This is a genomic window from Novosphingobium soli (assembly GCF_042432915.1).
Taxonomy (GTDB): domain Bacteria; phylum Pseudomonadota; class Alphaproteobacteria; order Sphingomonadales; family Sphingomonadaceae; genus Novosphingobium; species Novosphingobium soli.
The window spans coordinates 181,882-202,161 of the sequence record NZ_JBHLWK010000001.1 but is presented as its reverse complement, the minus strand read 5'-3'; the positions used below and the strand labels follow the sequence as shown (position 1 = coordinate 202,161).

The 20,280-nt window shown below is 66.5% G+C and carries 13 protein-coding genes and 1 pseudogene; 8 read left to right on the top strand and 6 right to left on the bottom strand.

The genetic code is table 11. The features are described 5' to 3' along the window. Window positions 1-36 precede the first annotated feature (36 nt). From ACFFJC_RS00795 to ACFFJC_RS00785, 3 genes are all read right to left on the bottom strand, one after another. Window positions 37-2,712, bottom strand: a complete 2,676-nt coding sequence (locus tag ACFFJC_RS00795; protein ID WP_379485670.1) for a family 16 glycosylhydrolase — start codon at window positions 2,710-2,712, stop codon at window positions 37-39. Window positions 2,713-2,804: 92 nt separating this feature from the next. Beyond that, window positions 2,805-3,962 carry an acyltransferase family protein gene (locus ACFFJC_RS00790; RefSeq protein WP_379485669.1) on the bottom strand — a complete coding sequence of 386 codons (1,158 nt, stop codon included), beginning with the start codon at window positions 3,960-3,962 and terminating at the stop codon, window positions 2,805-2,807. A gap of 404 nt (window positions 3,963-4,366) precedes the next feature. Next, entirely contained in the window at window positions 4,367-5,380 is a 1,014-nt protein-coding gene (locus tag ACFFJC_RS00785) for a polysaccharide pyruvyl transferase family protein (RefSeq protein WP_379485668.1), read from the bottom strand. A gap of 513 nt (window positions 5,381-5,893) precedes the next feature. Here ACFFJC_RS00785 and ACFFJC_RS00780 point away from each other — a divergent pair. The 8 genes from ACFFJC_RS00780 to ACFFJC_RS00745 all read left to right on the top strand — a co-directional run bounded on the left by ACFFJC_RS00780 (window position 5,894) and on the right by ACFFJC_RS00745 (window position 15,749). Next, window positions 5,894-6,334 carry a hypothetical protein gene (locus ACFFJC_RS00780; protein ID WP_379485667.1) on the top strand — a complete coding sequence of 147 codons (441 nt, stop codon included), beginning with the start codon at window positions 5,894-5,896 and terminating at the stop codon, window positions 6,332-6,334. A 278-nt stretch (window positions 6,335-6,612) separates the two neighbouring features. Further along, window positions 6,613-7,206 carry a polysaccharide biosynthesis/export family protein gene (locus ACFFJC_RS00775; protein WP_379485666.1) on the top strand — a complete coding sequence of 198 codons (594 nt, stop codon included), beginning with the start codon at window positions 6,613-6,615 and terminating at the stop codon, window positions 7,204-7,206. 62 nt (window positions 7,207-7,268) lie between these two features. Next, the gene (locus ACFFJC_RS00770; RefSeq protein ID WP_379485665.1) at window positions 7,269-8,516 is read left to right on the top strand and encodes an outer membrane beta-barrel protein; all 1,248 of its coding nucleotides are present in this window, start codon (window positions 7,269-7,271) and stop codon (window positions 8,514-8,516) included. A 143-nt stretch (window positions 8,517-8,659) separates the two neighbouring features. Further along, complete coding sequence (locus tag ACFFJC_RS00765) at window positions 8,660-9,802, top strand: cell wall hydrolase (protein ID WP_379485664.1); 1,143 nt, start codon at window positions 8,660-8,662, stop codon at window positions 9,800-9,802. Further along, window positions 9,792-11,393 (top strand): TolC family outer membrane protein, encoded by a 1,602-nt coding sequence (locus ACFFJC_RS00760; protein ID WP_379485663.1) that lies wholly within the window; start codon window positions 9,792-9,794, stop codon window positions 11,391-11,393. Before ACFFJC_RS00765 ends, ACFFJC_RS00760 begins: the two co-directional genes overlap by 11 nt. A 77-nt stretch (window positions 11,394-11,470) precedes the next feature. Then, window positions 11,471-13,198, top strand: coding sequence for a type I secretion system permease/ATPase (locus ACFFJC_RS00755; protein WP_379485662.1), 1,728 nt, complete (start codon window positions 11,471-11,473; stop codon window positions 13,196-13,198). Between the two features lie 4 nt (window positions 13,199-13,202). After that, a complete protein-coding gene (locus ACFFJC_RS00750) occupies window positions 13,203-14,555 on the top strand; it encodes an HlyD family type I secretion periplasmic adaptor subunit (RefSeq protein ID WP_379485661.1) in 1,353 nt (450 codons plus the stop codon). Between the two features lie 414 nt (window positions 14,556-14,969). Then, window positions 14,970-15,749 carry a sugar transferase gene (locus ACFFJC_RS00745; protein ID WP_379485660.1) on the top strand — a complete coding sequence of 260 codons (780 nt, stop codon included), beginning with the start codon at window positions 14,970-14,972 and terminating at the stop codon, window positions 15,747-15,749. A gap of 594 nt (window positions 15,750-16,343) precedes the next feature. Here ACFFJC_RS00745 and ACFFJC_RS00740 read toward each other — a convergent pair. The 3 genes and pseudogenes from ACFFJC_RS00740 to glgA form a co-directional block, all read right to left on the bottom strand. Further along, window positions 16,344-16,970: pseudogene (locus ACFFJC_RS00740) on the bottom strand (glycogen debranching enzyme); the annotation flags it as partial. 46 nt (window positions 16,971-17,016) lie between these two features. Then, complete coding sequence (gene glgX / locus ACFFJC_RS00735) at window positions 17,017-18,816, bottom strand: glycogen debranching protein GlgX (protein ID WP_379485659.1); 1,800 nt, start codon at window positions 18,814-18,816, stop codon at window positions 17,017-17,019. Beyond that, a complete protein-coding gene (gene glgA, locus ACFFJC_RS00730; protein ID WP_379485658.1) occupies window positions 18,813-20,273 on the bottom strand; it encodes a glycogen synthase GlgA in 1,461 nt (486 codons plus the stop codon). Before glgA ends, glgX begins: the two co-directional genes overlap by 4 nt. Between the last annotated feature and the right edge of the window lie 7 nt (window positions 20,274-20,280).

The following is a 20,280-nucleotide window of genomic DNA, read 5'->3' as shown; positions in this document are numbered from 1 at the left end:
TCAAGTCGCTCCGGAATCGCTCCTGAAGCGCTGGTCTCAGGCCATCAGGCCAAGAGTGCTGCCGTAGTCAGCAGCGCTCATAAACGTGATGTCGGACAGGCCGAAGTGCGGGTCACCGGTCAAAGTGATCGATTCAGCGCCGATGGTCACGACGGTCGCGCCGGCACCATGGGCGATGGCGAAGGCGCTCGCCTCCGCCTCCACCAGCACAAGCTTGTCGACGCCATGCTGGAAGTCGGTCACCGCGTCCTTGCCGTAGCCCGCGGCGAAGACGAACGTGTCGGAGCCGGCCCCGCCCGTCATCACGTCGTCCCCGCTTCCGCCATTGAGAACGTCGTTGCCAAGGCCGCCATCGAGCACGTCGATGCCGGCCCACCCGAACAGCGTGTTGGCGCCGCCGTTGCCGAAGATCTTGTTCGCGAGCGCGTTGCCGGCCCCGTCGATGCCCGCGGTTCCGGCGAGACGCAGGGTCTCGACGTTGGCGGGGAGCGTGTAAGCCACGGAAGACACCGCGGTGTCGTTGCCCTCGTTGGCCTGCTCGATCGCGCGGTCGCCGCTCTGCCCGACGACGTAGATGTCGTCACCCTTGCCGCCCACGAGCATGTCGTTGCCGAGGCCGCCATCGAGATAGTCGTTGCCGCACAGTCCGGTGAGGACGTTGACGCCATCATTGCCGATGATGCGGTTGTCCTCCAGGTTGCCGGTGCCGTTCAGGTTGCCGGTGCCCTCGAGCCGCATGTTCTCGACGTTGTCGGACAGCGTGTAGCTCACCGAGCTGGCCACGATGTCAGCGCCCTCGCCGGCGTGTTCGACGATGTCCGCCGAGGCTGTGCCGACGCGGTACATGTCGTCCCCGGCGCCGCCCGCCAAGGTGTCCGCCCCGCCCGCGCCGTCCAGGTAGTCGTTGCCGCCCAGGCCCTTGAGCAGGTTCGCGGCGCTGTTGCCGATCAGCCGGTTGTCGAGAGCGTTGCCCGTGCCTTCCAAGGCCTTGTCCGTGGACAGGCTGAGGTTCTCCACATGGTCCGGCAGGACATAGCTGTCGCTCGCCTGCACGCGATCGGTGCCGCCCGTCGCCGTCTCGACGATCTTGTCCAGCCGAGAGCCGACACGGAATGCGTCGTCTCCGGCGGTGCCCGCGTAGGTCTTGCCGGTCACGGTGCCGCCTCCCTGCTCTTCCGTGGGCTGCGACGGCGTCGGCTCGGCCGGTTCCGCGGGCGGCGTCACCCCGTCGCCCGGCGTGGGGATCTGCGTCGGTGGGCTATCATTCGCGTCATAGGTGATGTGCGTGCCGTTGATTGTCGACGACACGGTGTCAGCGGTCCGGTACGCGCGAACGTAGTCGACCTTCATCTCGCCGATGCCGGTGGTGGCGTCGGCGGGACCCGACCAACTCGCATCGCCCCCGACGGCGAGGTTGACGAGCATGTACATCTCCTTGTTCATCGCAGCCGGCGTCGCTTGATGTGCGACCTCCACGCCGTCGATGTAGAAGATGATGCGCTCACCGTTCCAGTCCACGCCGTACGTGTGGAACTGCGTGGTATCGAGCACGGCGCGATCCTGCGCTTCCATGGTCGTGCCGGGTTTGCTGTTGCCATGGGTCGTCATGTACAGGACGTTGGGATCCTTCCCCAGCATCTCGAACACGTCGAGCTCCGGCGGCCAGCTGTTGTCTGTCGGCAGCAGCCAGAAGGCGGGCCAGAAGCCATTTCCGGCTGGCAGCGCCGCACGGATCTCGAAAAAGCCGTACTGCTGCGCGAACGTGAACTTCGTGGTCAGCAACCCTGACGTCCAGGTATGATCGCCGATGTACGGCAGCACGTCGGGCGTGGCCGGTGCTGCCGTGATGGTGAGAATGCCGTCGTCGATCCCGAACGGATTCACCCCCAACGGCTTGGTGCCGGTGCCGGCCCACTCGGGATCCATGTAGACCTCGGCCTCGGTGCGCAACGTGCGGCTGGCGATCGTGCCAGGGCCGCCGTTGCCGTATTCGGTCCGCCAGGTCCCGCCCTTGTAGTACAGGCTGAGCGCATCGAAATCGTCGCCGAAGTTGAGGGCCAGCCCCGAACGGTCCATCTCGTAGGTGAAGTCGGAAGAGACGAGGCTGGTGGCCTTCACCCCGCGCAAGATCAGATCCTCGCCGTTGCCGAAGTGCAGAACGGTGTCGGCGCCGGCCTGCCGAGCGGCAGACTGAATCTGGCCGAAGTTGGTGACGCCGTAGCCGCCGAGTTGAATCGTGTCGGTGCCGCCGGCGAAATCCTGGATGACGTCGCTGCCGTTGCCGGCGCTGACGATGAAGCGGTCCGCACCCCCGCCGCCGACCAAGACATCGTTGCCGGCTCCACCATTCAGCTGCTGCGCGTAGTCGTTACCCAGGATCACGTTGTCGAGCGCGTTGCCGCCACCGTGCCACGCGCTCCCTTCGAGGACCAGGTTCTCCACGTTGGCCTCGAGGACATGGTAGACCGACGAGCGGATGGTATCGATGCCCTCGCCCTTCGCTTCGAACACTCGATCCTTTTCGGGCGAGATGACATACGTGTCATCACCCTGGCCACCGCGGTAGGTATCGCCACCCCCATAGCCGCGCATCGCATCCGCCTGCGCAGTACCTGTCAACGTGTCTGCCGCCGACGTACCCATAAACGCCTTAACCGCTCCAGAAGAACTGCTAAGTAATACTCCATATGCATTCTTGTACGAAAATGACATAAACCAACTATCCTGACAAGGAGGCTTCATTGCCCTCCTTTGCTGGCAGCCGATTAGGTCTTTCATTCACAATATTGGCATACTGAGTGCAGTTAATCGGTCTTAATCCCCTCCATCGCACAGACTTGGGAAGCCTCACGACGCGGGACCCAGCGTTCGATCCAGCGCGCATAGCTGGCCTTGCGCCTCTCCCCCGCAGCGGCGAGCGGGAACATAAGCGCGAGGGTGAGCCCGCTGGCCGCCAGACCCGCGGCCGTATGGGCGAGAGTTCCGGGCCAAAGAGCTGCCAACAGCACCATGACCGGAAGATGGGCGATGTAGATGGTGAAGCTCGCCCCTGCACAGTAACGGATGATCCGTTCCATCCCGCGCGGCCATATCGAGCGATCAACCGGCGCGGTGGCCCCGAAGACGACGATGGCAAGGGCCACCAGCATTCCCAGCACCAGGTAATACGCCAGGCTGGCAAGCAGGGCTGCCGAATCCGGCCACTCGAAAAGCGGCACAGCCACGAACGCCACCCACCTGCGCCAGGCCAGCGCAAGCAGAAGGATGCTGGCCAGCGAAGCGATACCAGCGAGCGGACGGAGCCTGGGCGCTCTTTCCAGACCCTTCCAAGCCACAACGCCCACGAGCCAGAGGGGAAAGGCCACGGCGATGCGCGGCCCGCACGCGAGCAGCCATGCCAGCGCAAGCGCCCATCTCCACCCCCCTCGCGCATAGAACAGCACGGCAAAACCAACGTAGTACGAGACCTCGAAGCCAAGCGACCAGAACGGCGCGCCGGTGCTGATGACGGACCGATCAAACCACAGCTCGTTGCTGAAGGTGATGTACCGCAGGAGCGTCCAAGCATCGGGCGGCGATCCGAAAGCGCCGGGATTCGCCGCGTTCGCGCCCCCCGGCCCGACGCCATATACCTCCGGGCGCACCGCCGCGCCGACGAAGTAGCACACCAGCATCACCAGCAATGCCAACGGCACGACCGAGTACATCCGCAGCGATCGCGCCAGGGCGAACGCTCGCCAGTCGTGTTCCTTGCGCGCCGTGACGAATGCGATGACGAACCCAGACAGGACGAAAAAAATCGCCACGCCTTCCTTTGCGGAATGCTCGACAGTGTCCGGCAGGTCGAGGCGATAAACCTCGCCCGCATGCCCGACAAGCACAAGCAAAGCCGCGAACAGCCGCAGCAGATCAATGAATAGGGAAACGTTTCTGGTCAGCGGCTGTCTCCTGTCGTGCGGCATGGATGCCGCATCGACAGGCTAGCCGCCATCTGATGCGCTACAATCGCAAGTACATCCGAAATCCAGCTAGCTGGAAGGACGTCTCAGCCGACCAGCAAGGCGGCAACGATCGCCCAGAGCGCGAGGCTCACCAGCGCCCCGGCCAACCATCCCGCCCACCTGATCGCGGGCGCACCGATCCGACCGGAGGGCGATGATCGCCCTGCCCCCTTGGCCGAGATGTCGTCGTTGTTCGGATGCACACGCTCCGTGTAACACCTTGCCCATAGAACAGGGTTAAGCAGCAACCGGGAGAACTGCTGAGGACTCTCCGGTCAGGCGGCTTTCACATCCAACCGCCCGCGTGACCGCCTGCGCCACCCTGCGTACTACCGACGGGGCCGTTCGAGGCAGCTCGCCCCGCCTTATAACAATCCGGTCAGTTCCGCGCCGTGCTGCCGCGCGAGACCATCGAGCCGGGACAGCATCTCGTCCTGGAGGGCGGTCCGCTTGCCTTGGGCGCTGAGAAAGGGCTCCTGCGCCGCCAGATCGACAAGCGCCGCAGCCGTTCTCTCGGCGTTGTATCCCAGCAAGCGGCGCGCCGGAGGCAGAGCCTCGAGGAGACGTTTCGCCTGGCTCTTCAGCCGCGATGTCTCGCGCTGGGTGGTGATCCGATGACGAAACTCGTCGAGCGACAGCTCAGGATCGAGCGCAAGCGATGCGCCGAACGGCTCGGGCCGCCTCCCGTAGCGAAATAGCACCAAGGGATCGGGCGGCGGGACGATGGCGATGTCGATTTTCAACGCCAGCGATCCGGCCCAATCCGCCCACTTGATCGTCGAGAAGTTTCCCGAGACGGCCATGCCGCGCCAGGGAATGCCGAACGCATCTGCCAAGATCGCCCCATGCAATGATTCCGTGAGTACAAGGCGCGAGCGCCGAATGGCCGAGATCACGACCTCGGGAGCTTCGCGGGGGTCCACGAGGTTGAACCCGGCCAGGCGCACGGCTTCCGCCCAGCCAGGAAAGGCGATCGTCTCGTAGTGCGGGATGACAGCCGCGGCGGTATCCGCCGGTGCCCGCGGAGACTCGGAGAATCGCCCTATCCTGGGGCAAAGCACCGCCCCGTCGGTCAGCACCCTATCGTCTGCCAGCCCCAGAATGCGCGCCGTGAGCGGCCCACGCACACAGTGGAATTGAACCTCCCGATCCTTCCACCGCCGCGCGGACGTGTAGCCCGCGCCGCTCGAGAACACGTGCAAACGCCGACAGTCGCCGGGATCAATGCCGATGATGGTTCCGATGCCGACGAACCCTTCCTCCGCAGCGGTAGGACGTGGGCTCTCTGCGAAGAGGCCGGGCATCAATGTCGACCACAAGGTCGCGTTGAGGTCATCGCCGAAGTTGGGAATCTTCGGCTCATATCGCAGAAGCCTCATGGCCGGCGCTCCGCCGCCGCGCCCGGCTTGCTGTCGCCCAAGCACGTTCGAGCATCACGGATCCACCACAGGTGCCCTCTCAGGCAGGGCGGTACCCCGCTCCGCGCAAGCGCTGCGACAGGACGATTCGAGCGTTGCTGGTGCCCCGGAGAAATCACGCAACAAGAGGGGGATTTTGTCCACTTTGAACCTGTGTGCCGATGCATGGGTGACATGTTCCTCACTGCTGATGCCGCTTAGGTCTGCAGACGTTTGGATTGACGCGATGCCGCAATAGTGACGAAAGAACATACCGCGAACACATTTAATCTCCACTTTCGATACGTCTGCAACACCGCCAGGGCGTGCCCGTCACATGGTTTCTCTTGAGCTGAGACACCGAGTAGAAATATAATGATGCGTCGAGGTAAAGTAACTTTCGACAATTTTGTAGACTTCTGCGGGGTAGCAAGAAAACTCACCTTACAGTGATTTTACCTATTCGCCGCAGCATCACTCAGGAGGCTAAGTACAATGCCTATCTTCTTAGGTACCGGCGGCTCCGATCACATCGGCGGCACGAACGACAAGGATGCGCTCGCCGGGGGCAAGGGCGTCGATTATCTTTACGGCGGCGGCGGAAACGATGCCTTCGTGATCCGCCTGTCCGATCTGGACGCTTCGCTGGTGACCGGCGCCTCGCTCGGCAACCAGGTTCAGGACGTCATCTACGATTTCTACGGCGCGGGCCTCTACCAGGAAGGCAACAATGACTTCCTCTATCTCGATGGCTTCGGCGTGGGTTCAAGCATCACCTTCGCAGGATATGGGAAAAGCAGCGCTTATCCCGATGGCGACATCCAGGCCCACTACTATTCCATTCACAGCACGACCACGGGCCTCGACTACATCGTGGCGGTCGGCTCGATGAACGGAAACCAACTCATCTTGGGCGACTACAACTTCTACAACTGAGTTCGACAGCAACTCTGCCGACCAAGGATGCTTGAAGTGCTGGAAAGGGAAGGCGTCGCAGCGCCTTCCCTTTTCGCCCCTCCACCTGCGTTCGCCACAACGCGGCACGTGCGTTCGCCTGAGTAGTGGGCGGCGCGTCCACGTTGCCTCTACCAATGATGGCAACCCTGATCCTGTTCGATTTGGACCAAACAAGGGTGAACTTCATCGCTATTGAACGGGTCTTCCTTTGAATAAATGAGCACCGTTGCGCCACAACTGCCCGCACACTCAGCGCCGTGATCGGCATCATGAACGAGCAGGGGATCATGCGGAAGTTTGTGGCTTATCGTCTCTTTCTCCCACTCCTGTGCACCGTCGCCGGGTGCGCCGGCAGCGATGCGCTGCCGCAACGCACGCTCAGCGATGCAGAGGTAAACTACAGACTGGGCGCCGGGGACAAGCTGCGGATCACGGTCTATGGGGAGGAGAAGCTTACCGGCGAGTATCTCGTCGATGGCGCCGGCACGATTGCGTTCCCGCTGGTCGGATCCATCCCGGCCACGGGCCTTCCCGCATCGGACTTGGCGGCACGGCTCGCCACCGCTCTCGGTAACGGATACATAGACAATCCCAGCATCTCCATCGATATCCTGAACTTTCGCCCCTATTACATCCTCGGCGAAATCAATAAGCCGGGCGAATACCCGTTCGCCGATGGCCTCACGGTGTTCAGCGCCGTGGCGAAGGCGGAAGGTTTCACCTACCGGGCCGACGAAAAGCGGATCTACATCCGCCACAAGGACGCTCCGGCCGAGATCCTGTATCGGCTGGACGGCACCACGCCTGTGCAGCCGGGTGACACTATCCGTGTTCTGGAACGGCGTTTCTAGCCGTGGCGCTATTTTCACCGCTCGAAGGCAGTCTTGGGAAAGCAACGTCGTGCCTGGCAGGGATGGGGATCGTCGGCTCGACGGTCATCTGCTCGCCCTCGGCAGCCCAGACGATCGACGCGCACTGGGGCGAGCCGGATGACGTACCCGGCCGAGGGGTCATTCCCGAGTACACAGCTCCGGGCTTCGAGCTTGCCGGCTTTGACGTGTTCCCGTCCGTAGTGATTGCGGGCCAAGCGGACAGCAATGTGTTCAGCCGGACCACCGTGCAAAAGTCCGACCTCATCCTCATCGGCGAACCGCAGATTCGGCTCAGGCGGAAGGACGCGTCGAGGGACTACCAGGTCGACGCCGGCCTTCGGCGAAGCGAATACCTGGCTCATTCGGAGCAGAGCGCGACGGAATACCGGCTGGCCGCTTCGCACACCTATCAGGTCAGCCGCAGCAGTTCGCTTGCAGGTTCGCTCGGATACCGCCGGGAAGCCATCCAGCGAGGCACTGTCGAGAATGACCTTGTCGGCGGCGAACCGCTCATGCGCCGCGTAACCCACGCATCGTTCATGGCGACGAAGCGCTTCAACCGGTTTCGGATGGAGGTTCGGGGCGCGTTTGTACGTCAACGGTTCGAAGACGTGGGGAGCGGCACCGAGCCCTCGAGCATCGCCACGGACCAGAGTTTCCGAAACGTGAGCCGATACGGCGCGCAAGGCGTGATTGACTACGATATCGGCGGACGCACATCGCTCTTTTCCGCTCTGCAGTACGACTGTCTCGACTATGCCCATTCGCCCGCGCTGTTGAACCGGGATGCGACAAACTGGAGCATCACGGGCGGCTTCCGTTCGAAACTTACGCCCCTATTGTACGCCCAGCTGGGGCTGGGATACCGCCGTTACGCATTCCAGCACGCCGCACTCGACGCGATAGACGGCATCGCCATTTCGGGCGACCTGCAGTACTATCCGTCGCGGTTACTTGCCGTACGCGCTCACCTCGACCAGACCAACACGACAAGCCCCTATGATTTCGTGGGTGCCGTCACGCTGACGACTGGGCGTTTGGAGCTGGAGTACGAGATGCGTCGCAGCATCTCGTGGCTCGCTGCCGCCAAGTTCACCGTCGAGGACTATGGAGACCGCGACTATTCGGGGCGGCGCCTCGAACTCGGCGGCGGGCCTCGCTTTCGCGTCAACCGTTGGCTCACTCTCGAGGCGAACGTGAATTACGCGCGGCGCTGGGTCCATGGGCCGGCGCCGTTCGAGCCGTTTTCGCGCGTGTATGGCGGCATTAGCGTGACGTTAGCGCGATGACAGCCGTATCTCTGGCGCCCGCTTTCACGGGCATCGCCGTCCCTCCGCGGGTGCGGGCACGGGCCGGATGGCGGCATGAACCGGGGTTCCAGCCCCCCTTGACGGGCCGGACAGGGCGGCGATGGGTCGCTGCCGCCGTGGTGATGGTCCTGTTCGCAACGGCGATCATCATGCTGCCCCTGTCGCCGCCTCGCAGCACGACGGGCCCGGCGTTCGCCACCGCTATCCAGGCCCTGCCGGGTCGGGTCCCGAGGCCGACAGCGCCCGGGCCCGCCATCAACGCTTTGGGAGAAAGGCCGGCGATCACCCCGCAGCAGATCAACGCCGCCATTCCGTTCGCGAACAAGGGGACAGAACGCCCCGCACCGTTCCATCTGTCCCCGTCCGATCCCGCCTTCGCCCGTGCCCTGGACTGCCTCGCCAGCGCCATGCTGTACGAAGCGGGGGAGAGCGCGAGCGGACAAGCCGCGGTCGCCCAGGTGGTCCTGAACAGGTTGCGCCATCCTGCCTTCCCGCACTCCGTCTGCGCCGTGGTCTACCAAGGCTCCGAGCGGACGACCGGATGCCAGTTCACTTTCACCTGCGACGGATCCCTTGCTCGCAAGCCAGCGGCCTCCGCCTGGAGCGCCGCGCGCACGCGAGCCTCCGCGTTCCTGACCGGCCGCATCGATCCATCCGTCGGCCTCGCCACGCACTACCACACCGACTGGGTCCATCCGTTCTGGAGCGCTGCGCTGGACAAGATCGCCCGTGTCGAGACGCACCTCTTCTTCCGGTGGCGCGGCGGCTGGGGGCGCAAGTTCGCCTTCACGCATGGCTATGCCGGCAGCGAGCCGGTCATCGCGAAGCTGTCCGCCCTCTCCGATGCCCACGATTCCAGGGGCGCAGGAGCGGGACTCCCGACCCTCACCCTGGCTCCGGCAGCCCCCGCGATCGCGCCGGATGCCATCGAAGCAAATCGCCGCCTTCTCGGTCCGGTCGACCACGCCATGCTGGTGGATGCGGGCGGCAATGGCGGCGCGCTGGCCCTGGAAAGCCTGGAGCGATGCGCCGAGCGGGTGTTCTGCAAGGTGATCGGCTGGGATCGTAGGTCACGGACCTACGGCTCTCCGGATGCTCCCGCCATCACGACCATCGCGTTTCTCTACGTGCGAGATCGCCGAACCGGAGTGGAAATCGTCCTTTGGGACTGCACCCGGTTCAATCGCCCCGCGGACGCGCAGTGCCTGTCAGACCGGAACAGACAGTGGGCGACGTTCCAAGGCAGTCTTTCCCGTGCGCTGTGATGCCGCCATCGCTGCACGCACGCTTTGCGCCGCCAGGCAGCCGGGACGGACGGCGCGCCTCGCCGCCGCTATCGCTGCGCACGCAGGCACGTGGCTGCGAACGCGCCTGCGCGGGGCAGCCGCAAGACTCCTGGGGCTGGCGATCGTGCTACTGAGCCCTTGGCCCGCCACACCCGCCCCTTGCGAGACCTTGGCGGATGCGATCAGACTGGCCTACCGCCACAATCCGGGAGTGGAAGCAAGCCGCGCGTCCGCCCGTGCCGCGGCAGAGCGGGTCCAGCAGGCCAAGGCCCAGTTCGGACCGACGCTGACCGGCAACCTCAGCTATATGTACGCCTGGCGGCGCGTCAGCCAGAGCGGCATTCCGGTCCTGCGGCAGGACGGCTTCACGCCCCAGGCTTCGCTCTCGCTCGACCAACCGCTGTTCACCTTCGGACGGCTCGCGGCGCAGAGGCGTGTTGCGGACGCCGGCTACGGCGCCTCCGTGGCCGACATGCGCAGTGCCGAGCAGGACTTGCTGGCCAACGTGATCATCACTTACGCGGCCGTGCTGCGCGACGAAAAGCTCGTCGGCATCGCGCGCGAAAATCTCGCGCAACTCACCGAGCAGCTCGACCAGGTGAGCGGGCGATACGAGGCACGCTACGCCACCGAGACGGATCTCCAGCAGACGCGCAACCGCATCTTCAGCGGGCAGGCGCAGCTTGAGCTCGCGGAAGGCAGTCTGCTGGCGAGCCGCAACACCTTCCGCAATCTCACCGGGCACTACCCTGGGCCGCTGGCGCCCTTGCCACAGCTCCCCCCCCTGCCCCGCACCATCGACGATGCGCAGGCGCTGGCCGAAAGCGCGAGCCCGATCATTTCAGCCGCCCGGTTCGACCTGGCCGCAGCGAAGGCGCGCATCGCGCAGGCTCGCGGCAACGCCCGGCCGTACCTGGGCCTGCAGGGCAGCGTGTCCCGTTCCGCCTTGAGCATCGAGCGTGACGACCCTTCCGAGGTCAGCGCGCAGCTGCAGGTCGGCCTGAATGTGCCGCTCTATTCCGCCGGCCTGCTGAAAGCCCGCATCCGCGAAGCCAGGCAACTTGCCGAAGGGGCCACGCAGCAGCTCGAACAGGCTTCACGCGATGTCCGGGAGAACGTGGCGAGCTATTGGGACCAACTCTCCGCCACCCGCAGCGCCTTGCCGGCGTACTGGCGCGCGGTCGCGGCAGCGACGCGGGCGCTGGACGCGGCACGGGAACAGCAGCTCGCCGGACAGGTCACGTCGCTGGACGTGCTCGACATCGCGCGCGATCTCCTCAATTCGCGCCAGGCCCAGGCCCAGGCCGAAGCGCAGCTCTATGTGCAACATGCTCTGCTGGTCGCCTCGATCGGCGTGCTCCGGCCGGACAGCTTCGCCGCCGACACGCCCGCCTACGATCCGGACACGTATCGCGCCACCGCCTGGGCCGGGCTGCCTACGGGACCGCTGGTCGAAGCGCTCGACACGGCGGCAGCGGACGCCGGGTTCGCCGCGCCCGCTGTCCAGCGCGAGCAGGACCAGGAGCCCGGCCACGACCTCTCGCCCGAGCCGGAAAGTCCCACGCCATGACCTCTCCAAGGCGGCGCAGCCTGCCTGCGCACACCATTCGCCCCCCGCGCCGGCCCGCGGCACCAGGAAGGCCCTAGATGGATCCGGCCAAAGACAATCTGGTGCCGGGTCTGCGCGGCATGTTGCAGGTACTCGCGCCGGTCCTGTGGCCGGTGGTGGCGTTCAGCGCCATCTTCAACGTGCTCCTTCTCGCCGGCTCGTTCTTCATGTTGCTCGTCTACGACGACGTCCTCGCCAGCCGCAGCGAAGCGACGCTGGCAGGCCTCCTGCTCATGGTCACCGTGGCCTACGCGTTCCAGGGCTCCATCGACGTCATCCGGGCGCGCGTGCTGCTGCATTCCGGGGCCAAGGCGGACCGCAGGCTGTGCGACAGGCTGTACGACGTGATCAGCCGCTACGAGCAGGAGATCGGTCCCCTGCCGGCCGGACTGGCGCCGGTGCGGGATCTCGACCTGGTGCGCAGCTACCTGACCGGGCCGGGCCCGCTGGCTCTTTTGGACCTGCCCTACGTCCTGCTGTTCCTTCTCATCCTCACCATCTTCCACTGGGCCCTCGGGCTGGCCACGGTGGCCGGCGTGGTGGTGATGGTCGCGCTGATGGTGCTGGGCGATCGGCGCACCCGGGCTCCGGCGCACCGTGCCGCCGCGGTGGCGGGCGCCCGCTTCGCCATGGCGGAGGACATCCGGCGCAACGGCGAAGCGATCCGCGTGCTCGGCATGAGCGGCCGCCGCCGGAGCAGCTGGGACAAGGTCAGCCTGGCGCTGATAGCGGCGCACGACGAACTCGCCGGCGTATCCGGACGAGTGCAGGTCATCAGCAAGGCGTTCCGCCTTTTCCTGCAGTCCTTCGTCCTGGCCGTGGGCGCGTTCCTCGTCATCGACGGCGATGCGACGGGCGGCGTGATCATCGCGGGTTCGATCCTCAGCGCCAGAGCGCTGATGCCCGTCGAACAGACGATCGGGCAGTGGAAGGCGATGACCGAGGCGAGCCAGGCCTGGAACCGGCTGCACGGGCTGACGGATCGCGTTCCGCCGCGCCTGGCCCCCATGCCGCTTCCCCCTCCGAGGCGCAGCCTGGAGGTCCAGGGCGTGGCATGCGGCCCGCCGGGGCGCCAGAAGGTGACCGTGGCCCATGCCTCCTTCCGGCTCGGCGCAGGCGAGGCGCTGGCGGTGATCGGGCACAGCGGGTCCGGCAAGTCGTCGCTCATGCGGGCGATCACGGGGGCCTGGCCATTGCTGCGCGGAGCGGTGCGGCTGGACGGCGCATCGCTCGAGCAATGGGATCCGGTCCAACTCGGAGCGCACCTCGGATACGTCCCGCAGACCATCGAGATGTTCGAAGGGACGATCGCGCAGAACATCGCGCGCTTCGATCCGGCCGCGAGTGCCGATTCGGTCATCGCGGCCGCGCGGAGTGCAGACGTGCACGACCTGATCGTCTCGCTGCCCGGGGGCTACGATTACCGCTTGGGCGGACCGGGCGGAGGCGGCCTCTCCGGCGGGCAGAAGCAACGCTTGGCGCTCGCCCGCGCGCTCTACGGCGATCCCTTCCTCATCGTTCTCGACGAACCCAATTCCAATCTGGATGCACCCGGGGAAGACGCCCTGGTCGCGGCCGTGCGACACGCGAAGGCGCGCGGCGCCATGGTCATCATCGTGGGCCACCGCCCGACGATATTCGCGCACGTGGACCACATCATGATCATGGCGGACGGGCAGATCGCGCAGATGGGAGAGCGGGGGGAGATGCTCAAGCGGATCAACTTCAGCCCTGCCCCCGCCGGCTCCGATCTTCGGGCGGGCTGAGCGCATGAGCAGCCCCATCGTCATGCCACCGGATGCGGCGCCGGACGCCGACGGCGAGAGCGTGTATGAACCGGAGAGCAGCCTGCGCAAGGATGTCCGGACGGGGCTCGTCCTGTCCGCCGCGCTGGTATTCGGGCTGGGTGGCTTGGCCGCATCGCTCCCCATGACAGGGGCGGTGATCGCTCCCGGCGAGGTCACCGTGGCCAACTACGTGAAGGAAATCGGCCATCCGAGCGGCGGCGTGGTCGCAGACATCATGGTCCGCGACGGCGACCACGTGAAGGAGGGACAGCCGCTGATCCGCCTCGACTCCAGGGTCACGGGCGCAACGGCGAGCTACACCGGCGAAAACGTGGACCAGCTTCTCGCACGCGCTGCGCGCCTCACCGCGGAGCGGGACAATGCCGCGGACATCGTCTTCCCGGCTGAACTCACCCGCCGATCCCATTCGCCCGAGGTCGCCGCACTCCTGGCGCAGGAGCGCAAGACGCACGCGCTGCGGCGCGCGGCGCGCCGAGCAATGGCCTCGCAGCTGAGCGAGCGTATCCGCCAGGCCCGTGCCGACGTCGCGAGTTCGCGCGCCCAGTCGCGCAGCTACGCCGAGCAGGCCCACCTCATACAGGAGGAACTGGATGCCACGCGAAGGCTCTACGAGAAGCGCTACACCACGCTCGATCGCCTGAATGCGCTGGAACGATCCGCTTCCGGGCTGACCGCCGAGGCGAGCAGCGCCCGCGAAAGCGCCGCGGCCGGCGCGGCGCGCATCCAGGAACTCCAAGTGGAGATCGGGGCCGTCACCACCGACGCGCGCAGCAGCGCCGCCGCCGAGTTGCTCGACGTGGTCGCCAGGATCAGCGAGACGCGGCGCGCGAAAGTGGCCGCGGACGACAGCTATGAACGATCGGTGATCCGCGCGCCCCATGCGGGCGTCGTCGACAAGCTCGCATTCCGCACCGTGGGCGGTGTGATCCCCCCCGGACAGACCATTCTCGAACTCGTGCCGGACACCGACCGGATGATCATCGAAGCCATGGCTTCGCCGACGGACATCGATCAGGTCCGCGTCGGCCAACGCGCGACGGTGCGCTTCAGCGCTTTCTCCGCCCGCACCACTCCCGAACTGCAGGGGACGGTGTCGCACGTGTCCGCGGACCGGGCCGAGGACGCCGTCACTCACAATTCGTTCTACCAGGTGATCGTCAGGCTCGATCGCGGCGAGCTGCCCAAGCTGGGCGGGCTGCGCCTGAGGCCTGGGATGCCCGCAGAAACGTTCATCCAGACGGGTGAACGGACCATGCTCAGCTACATCCTCAAGCCGCTTTCGGACCAGCTTGCCCGGGCCTTCAGGGAGCAATAGCCGTGAGCCGCGCCGATGTTCGGGACGACATCTCTGGCCCGCACCGCCTTGGGGACGGCGGCGCAGTACGAATAACCGCACTTCGTGCGTCCGATACGAACGCTTCTGCGCTTTGAAAGGCTGGAATGGGCTGCGCTGGGACGGGTCACCGCGCCGGACCGATCGACCGCGATCTCCAAGAATGATGCCTTCGAAGCTCTGTTCGTCTTTCGATCATCACTGTCGAAACGGAAAGCCATCGCGTTGTCGCAAGAATTGCCGCTGATTCAGATGAGAACTTGGTCCAATATAGATCCGTTACTTTGATGCGACGCAGCAGAGAAAGTTGACGCTTCGTTAACTTGCATTACGATGGGTTCACAAGGACGATTGACCTCAACCAGCGCAGACTCGGGTTCCTTTGAAGGGTGGATCATGGAAGCTCTTTCGACGCCGTATCGTGATGCCGTGCCCGCTTCGGTCGCGTTGCCCTTCGCTCTCGATCAGATCGGATTGGGGGACTCCAGCGCGCCGCGCGTCCGGGCGGTGGACCGGATCGACGAAGGTCGCCCATCGCTTGCGAACGGAGCGGCCCATCGCGCACAGCGGGAGCTTGGGGCCCGCGCGTTCGACATCGGCGTGGCTCTGCTGGCGATCCTGGTGTTCCTCCCTTTCCTGATCCTCACCGCGCTGGCGATCACGCTGTCCGGGCCAGGTCCGGTGCTCTTCATCCAGCCGCGAGTGGGGCGCAACGGGCAAACCTTTCCGTGCCTGAAGTTTCGCTCGATGGTGGTCGATTCGCAGGATGTGCTCGAAGACCTCCTCGCGCGCTCGACCGAAGCCCGGATGGAGTGGGAAAGGGACCAGAAACTCCGCTGCGACCCTCGCATAACCCAGGTCGGAGCGATCCTTCGCAAGACCAGCCTGGACGAACTGCCGCAGTTGTTCAACATCCTGGCCGGGCACATGAGCGTGGTCGGACCGCGGCCGATCATTGCGGCCGAGATCCCGCGCTACGGCCCCCGGTTCGAGGCCTACTGCTCCGTGCGCCCCGGCCTCACCGGTCTGTGGCAGGTCAGCGGACGCAACGAAGTCCGGTACGAAGCCCGCGTGCGCCTCGACGCCCTCTATGCCCGCCGCAAGTCCACCTGGTACGACATGGCCATCTGCCTGCGCACCATTCCCGCGGTGCTCGCCTCTCGAGGCGTGTATTGATGCAGCCGTTCTGCCGTGCCTTGCGTCGCAGGACGAGGCGCACCGCGCCTCCGCAAGAACGACCGGCCGCACCGGTTCCGAGCTCGTAAGAGTGGCGGAAGAGCGGCAGGAGAGCGGCGCTGCAGTGGCGGAAGAGCGGCAGGAAAGCGGCGGGTTGGATGAAGGGTCGGTTCAACGCTTTTGGAGGAAGACTGGGACGGTAACCGGCTCCGGCGGCTGGCTCCCTCCCTCCATGGACATTGGATGCGCAAAGCCAAGATCATCATCACCGGCGACGGGTTCGCGATCGTTACGGCCAAGGGGACGCACGCGGTCTCCCCTCGCCGAGGTGCGCGCCATCGTTGCCTATAAGATCGACGAAATGGCCCCGATCTCGTCTGCTGCGACATCGCGACGAGCCCGGGAGACCGCGCGCAGATACGAACCATCCACGAGGAAATTCCGGACTTTGACGCGGTCATGGCTCGCTTCGAGGCGCTGCCCGGCTTCGATCCGCATTGGCGCGACGTGGTCACCATCCCGGCCTTCGCCACCAACCGCGTCGCGATCTACAATCGCGCCAAAGACGCCACCTGACGCATTCCGGATGGACGCTCAGGCTCCGATCGTCACCATGCGGGCTTCGCGGTCGACCGTGAACAGGGTGTCCTCGCTTTCCGCCACCCGGCATTGCAGCCAGGATTCGCCGGGGCGTTCCCAGTCTTTGACGGTCATGTCCGTTCCGCCTCGCGTCAGCCAGCGCACCGTCTCCGGGAACCGGGCGTGCCGTTCCAGGCGGGCCGTGCGCAGGCGCGCCAGTTCGGCGACGTGGGCTTCCAGGCCGCGATCGCGGTGGGTCCAGTCGACCCAGCCGATGGCGTTGTCCTGGCAGTAGGCGTTGTTGTTGCCGGCCTGGCTGCGGCCGAATTCATCGCCCGCGGTGAGCAGGATGGTGCCGGTGGAGGCGAACAGGGTGCCAAGGAGCGCCTTGAGGCCGGCCCGACGTGCGGCGAGGACCGCCGGATCCTGACTGGGGCCCTCGACGCCGTTGTTCCAGCTGCAGTTGTCGGCGTGACCGTCGCGGTTGTTCTCGCCATTGGCCGCGTTGTGGCGCTCGGCGTAGGCGACCGTGTCCGCCAGCGTGAATCCGTCATGCGCGGCAAGGAAGTTCACCGAGCGGCAACTCTGCCCAGGCGCCGGAACTCCGAACAGGTCGGACGAGCCGGCCAACCGCGTCGCGATCTACAATCGCGCCGAAGACGCCACCTGACGCATTCCGGATGGACGCTCAGGCTCCGATCGTCACCATGCGGGCTTCGCGGTCGATCGTGAACAGGGTGTCCTCGCCTTCCGCCACCCGGCATTGCAGCCAGGATTCGCCAGGGCGCTCCCAATCTTCGACCGTCATGTCCGTTCCGCCTCGCGTCAGCCAGCGCACCGTCTCCGGGAACCGGGCGTGCCGTTCCAGGCGGGCCCTGCGCAGGCGCGCCAGTTCGGCCACGTGGGCTTCCAGGCCGCGATCGCGGTGGGTCCAGTCGACCCAGCCGATGGCGTTGTCCTGACAGTAGGCGTTGTTGTTGCCGGCCTGGCTGCGGCCGAATTCATCGCCCGCGGTGAGCAGGATGGTACCGGTGGAGGCGAACAGGGTGCCAAGGAGCGCCCTGAGGTCGGCCCGACGTGCGGCGAGGACCGCCGGATCCTGACTGGGGCCCTCGACGCCGTTGTTCCAGCTGCAGTTGTCGGCGTGACCGTCGCGGTTGCCCTCGCCATTGGCAGCGTTGTGGCGCTCGGCGTAGGCGACCGTGTCCGCCAGCGTGAAGCCGTCATGCGCGGCAAGGAAGTTCACCGAGCGGCAACTCTGCCCCGGTGCCGGAACTCCGAACAGGTCGGACGAGCCGGCCAGCCGCGTCGCCAGGGTGCCGATGCCCCCGTCCCCTCGCCAGAAGCGGCGGACATCGTCGCGGAAGCGGTCGTTCCACTCGAACCAGTGGCTGGGAAAGGCGCCCAGTCGATAGCCGCCCGGCCCCACGTCCCACGGCTCCGCGACCAGGATGCGGTCGGCCAGGCGGGGATCGGCGGCGATCTCGTCGAACAGCGGCGCGCTGGCGCTGAAGCCGGGTCCGCGGGCGAGGACGGGCGCGAGGTCGAAGCGAAACCCGTCGACGCCGCAGGCCGTGACGAAATGGCGCATGCTGTCGAGCGCGAGCCGGCGCACGGCCGGATTGGCAAAGTCCAGGGTGTTGCCGCAGCCCGTGTCGTTGATGAGGGTTCCGTCGGGCGCATGGGCATAGGCCGCGTCGTCCAGCCCGCGCAGCGACAGCACGCCGCCGTGCACGTCGCTTTCGCCGGAGTGATTGAGCACGATGTCGAGCAGCACGCCGATGCCCTCCGCATGGAGGGCCGCCACGGTCTCGCGCAGTTCGGCGACCCCGCCGGGACAGAGGCCGGGATCGAGCGCCATCATCGCCACGGGATTGTAGCCCCAGGCGTTGACCAGGCCGAGCGGCGGCAGGTGGCGCTCGTCGATCCAGGCGACCACCGGCATCAGTTCGACGGCCGTCACGCCCAGCTTGCGCAGGTGGGCCAGGATCGAGGGATGCCGCAGCGCCGCCACGGTCCCCCGCAAGGGCTCCGGGACTTCGGGGTGAAGCCGGGTGAAGCTGCGGACATTCACCTCGTAGACGAGACCGCCGGGCGCGAAGCGCGGCGCCTGCGGCGGCAGCGGCGGCGTGGGGCGCGGCACCAGCGCACGGGGCACCAGGTCGGCCGTGTCCTCTCCGAACTGCGCCAGGCGCGGATCCTGGACGAAGCGCCGGTCGATCTCCACCGCATAGGGATCGACCAGGAGCTTGGCAGGATCGAACCAGCGGCCGCGCTCGGGCGCCCATTCGCCCTGCGCGCGGTAGCCGTACCGCCTGCCGGAGAGATCGCCCTCCAGCGCGATCACCCAGTCCTCGCCCCGCCGTTCCATCGCATGGCGGGTCTCGCGCTCGCCCGCGAACAGGCAGAGCCAGACCGTCTCGGCATGGGGCGAGCGCACGGCGAAGACGGTCGATCCGCCCTCCACCCGCGCGCCGAGTGCGGTCATGCGGTGAGCGCGGCGTAGAGGTCGGCGTAGGCCTTGCCGCTGGCAGCCCAGGAGAAGTCGCACTTCATCGCGTTCTTCTGGATGCGTTGCCAGACCGCCGGCTGGCGGTAGAGCGCGATCGTGCGCGTGATCGCCGCGGCCAGCGAATCGTAGGTGACACCGTCGAACTGAACGCCGGTGGCGCAGCCGGCGGCCAGAGCGGCGGGGTTCGCGTCGATCACCGTATCGGCCAGTCCCCCGGTGCGGGCGACGACCGGGAGGCAGCCATAGGCCAGGCCGTAGAGCTGCGTCAGGCCGCAAGGTTCGAAGCGCGAGGGGATCAGGATGGCATCGCCGCCGGCCTGCATGCGGTGGGAGAGTGCCTCGTCGTAGCCGAGGCGGACGGCGATGCGGCCCGGGTGCCGGGCGGCGCCCGCGAGCAGCTCGCGCTCGATCCCGCCGTCGCCCGATCCCAGCAGCGCAAGGCGGCCTCCGAGGCCGGCGAGGTGGTCGAGCACCTCGCACAGGACGTCCATTCCCTTCTGCCAGGTAAGGCGGGTGATAACGACGAAGAGCGGGCCGTCTTCCTCCGCCAGTTCGAACTCGGCCTCCAGCGCGCGCTTGTTGGCGCGGCGCTTCTCGAGCGTACGGTGTCCATAGCGCGCGGTTAGCGTGGCATCAGCGACCGGGTTCCACACCTGCGTGTCGATCCCGTTGAGGATGCCGTGCACCGCATTCCCACGCGCGACGACGAGCCCCTCCAGCCCCATGCCGAAGGCGGGAGAGCGGATCTCCCGGGCATAGGTGGGGCTGACGGTGGTCACCGCGTCGGCATTCGCCAGGCCGCCCTTCAGCATGCCGACGCCGCCGTGGTATTCCACCCCGTCGATGGTCCAGGCGGCATCGGGCAGGCCGAGCCGGGGGAAGACCTCGGCACCGAACCATCCCTGGAAGGCGATGTTGTGGATGGTGATGACGGAGGGGACGCGGATGCCCCCGAGCGGAGCGTAGCGCAAGTACACGCAGGCGAGCGCCGCCTGCCAGTCATGCGCGTGGACCAGGTCGAAGCGCTGCGGCTTCCCACGCCGCGCCATCGCCCCGCCGGCGAGATCGGCGGCGGCACGCCCGAGGGCGGCGAAGCGCTGCCAGTTGTCCGCCCAGTCGCGCCCGGCGGAATCGGTGTAGGGCGCACCCTCGCGGGCGTAGAGCGCCGGGGCATCGAGCACGAGCAGCGGGTGCCTGCCCTCCAGCGTCCCCGCCAGCAGGCGGGCGGGCGTGCCCAGCAGCGAGTCCCAGGCATGGACGGCGCGGGCACGGCGCAGCGCGGCGAGCACGGCGGGATAGCCCGGCAGCAGCGTGGTGGTCTCCACGCCATGGGGCGCCAGCGCCGCCGGCAGCGCGCCGACCACGTCGGCGAGGCCCCCGGTCTTCACCAGGGGCACCGCTTCGGAGGCGACCGACAGGACCCGGAGCGTCATGCCGCGG

What these genes read in the sequence shown, in the direction of transcription:
- ACFFJC_RS00795 (WP_379485670.1), bottom strand. Translation starts at nt 2,712, where the DNA reads ATGTCATTTTCGTACAAGAATGCATATGGAGTATTACTTAGCAGTTCT.
- ACFFJC_RS00790 (WP_379485669.1), bottom strand. Translation starts at nt 3,962, where the DNA reads ATGCCGCACGACAGGAGACAGCCGCTGACCAGAAACGTTTCCCTATTC.
- ACFFJC_RS00785 (WP_379485668.1), bottom strand. Translation starts at nt 5,380, where the DNA reads ATGAGGCTTCTGCGATATGAGCCGAAGATTCCCAACTTCGGCGATGAC.
- ACFFJC_RS00780 (WP_379485667.1), top strand. Translation starts at nt 5,894, where the DNA reads ATGCCTATCTTCTTAGGTACCGGCGGCTCCGATCACATCGGCGGCACG.
- ACFFJC_RS00770 (WP_379485665.1), top strand. Translation starts at nt 7,269, where the DNA reads ATGGGGATCGTCGGCTCGACGGTCATCTGCTCGCCCTCGGCAGCCCAG.
- ACFFJC_RS00765 (WP_379485664.1), top strand. Translation starts at nt 8,660, where the DNA reads ATGGTCCTGTTCGCAACGGCGATCATCATGCTGCCCCTGTCGCCGCCT.
- ACFFJC_RS00755 (WP_379485662.1), top strand. Translation starts at nt 11,471, where the DNA reads ATGGATCCGGCCAAAGACAATCTGGTGCCGGGTCTGCGCGGCATGTTG.
- ACFFJC_RS00750 (WP_379485661.1), top strand. Translation starts at nt 13,203, where the DNA reads ATGAGCAGCCCCATCGTCATGCCACCGGATGCGGCGCCGGACGCCGAC.
- ACFFJC_RS00745 (WP_379485660.1), top strand. Translation starts at nt 14,970, where the DNA reads ATGGAAGCTCTTTCGACGCCGTATCGTGATGCCGTGCCCGCTTCGGTC.
- glgX (WP_379485659.1), bottom strand. Translation starts at nt 18,816, where the DNA reads ATGACCGCACTCGGCGCGCGGGTGGAGGGCGGATCGACCGTCTTCGCC.
- glgA (WP_379485658.1), bottom strand. Translation starts at nt 20,273, where the DNA reads ATGACGCTCCGGGTCCTGTCGGTCGCCTCCGAAGCGGTGCCCCTGGTG.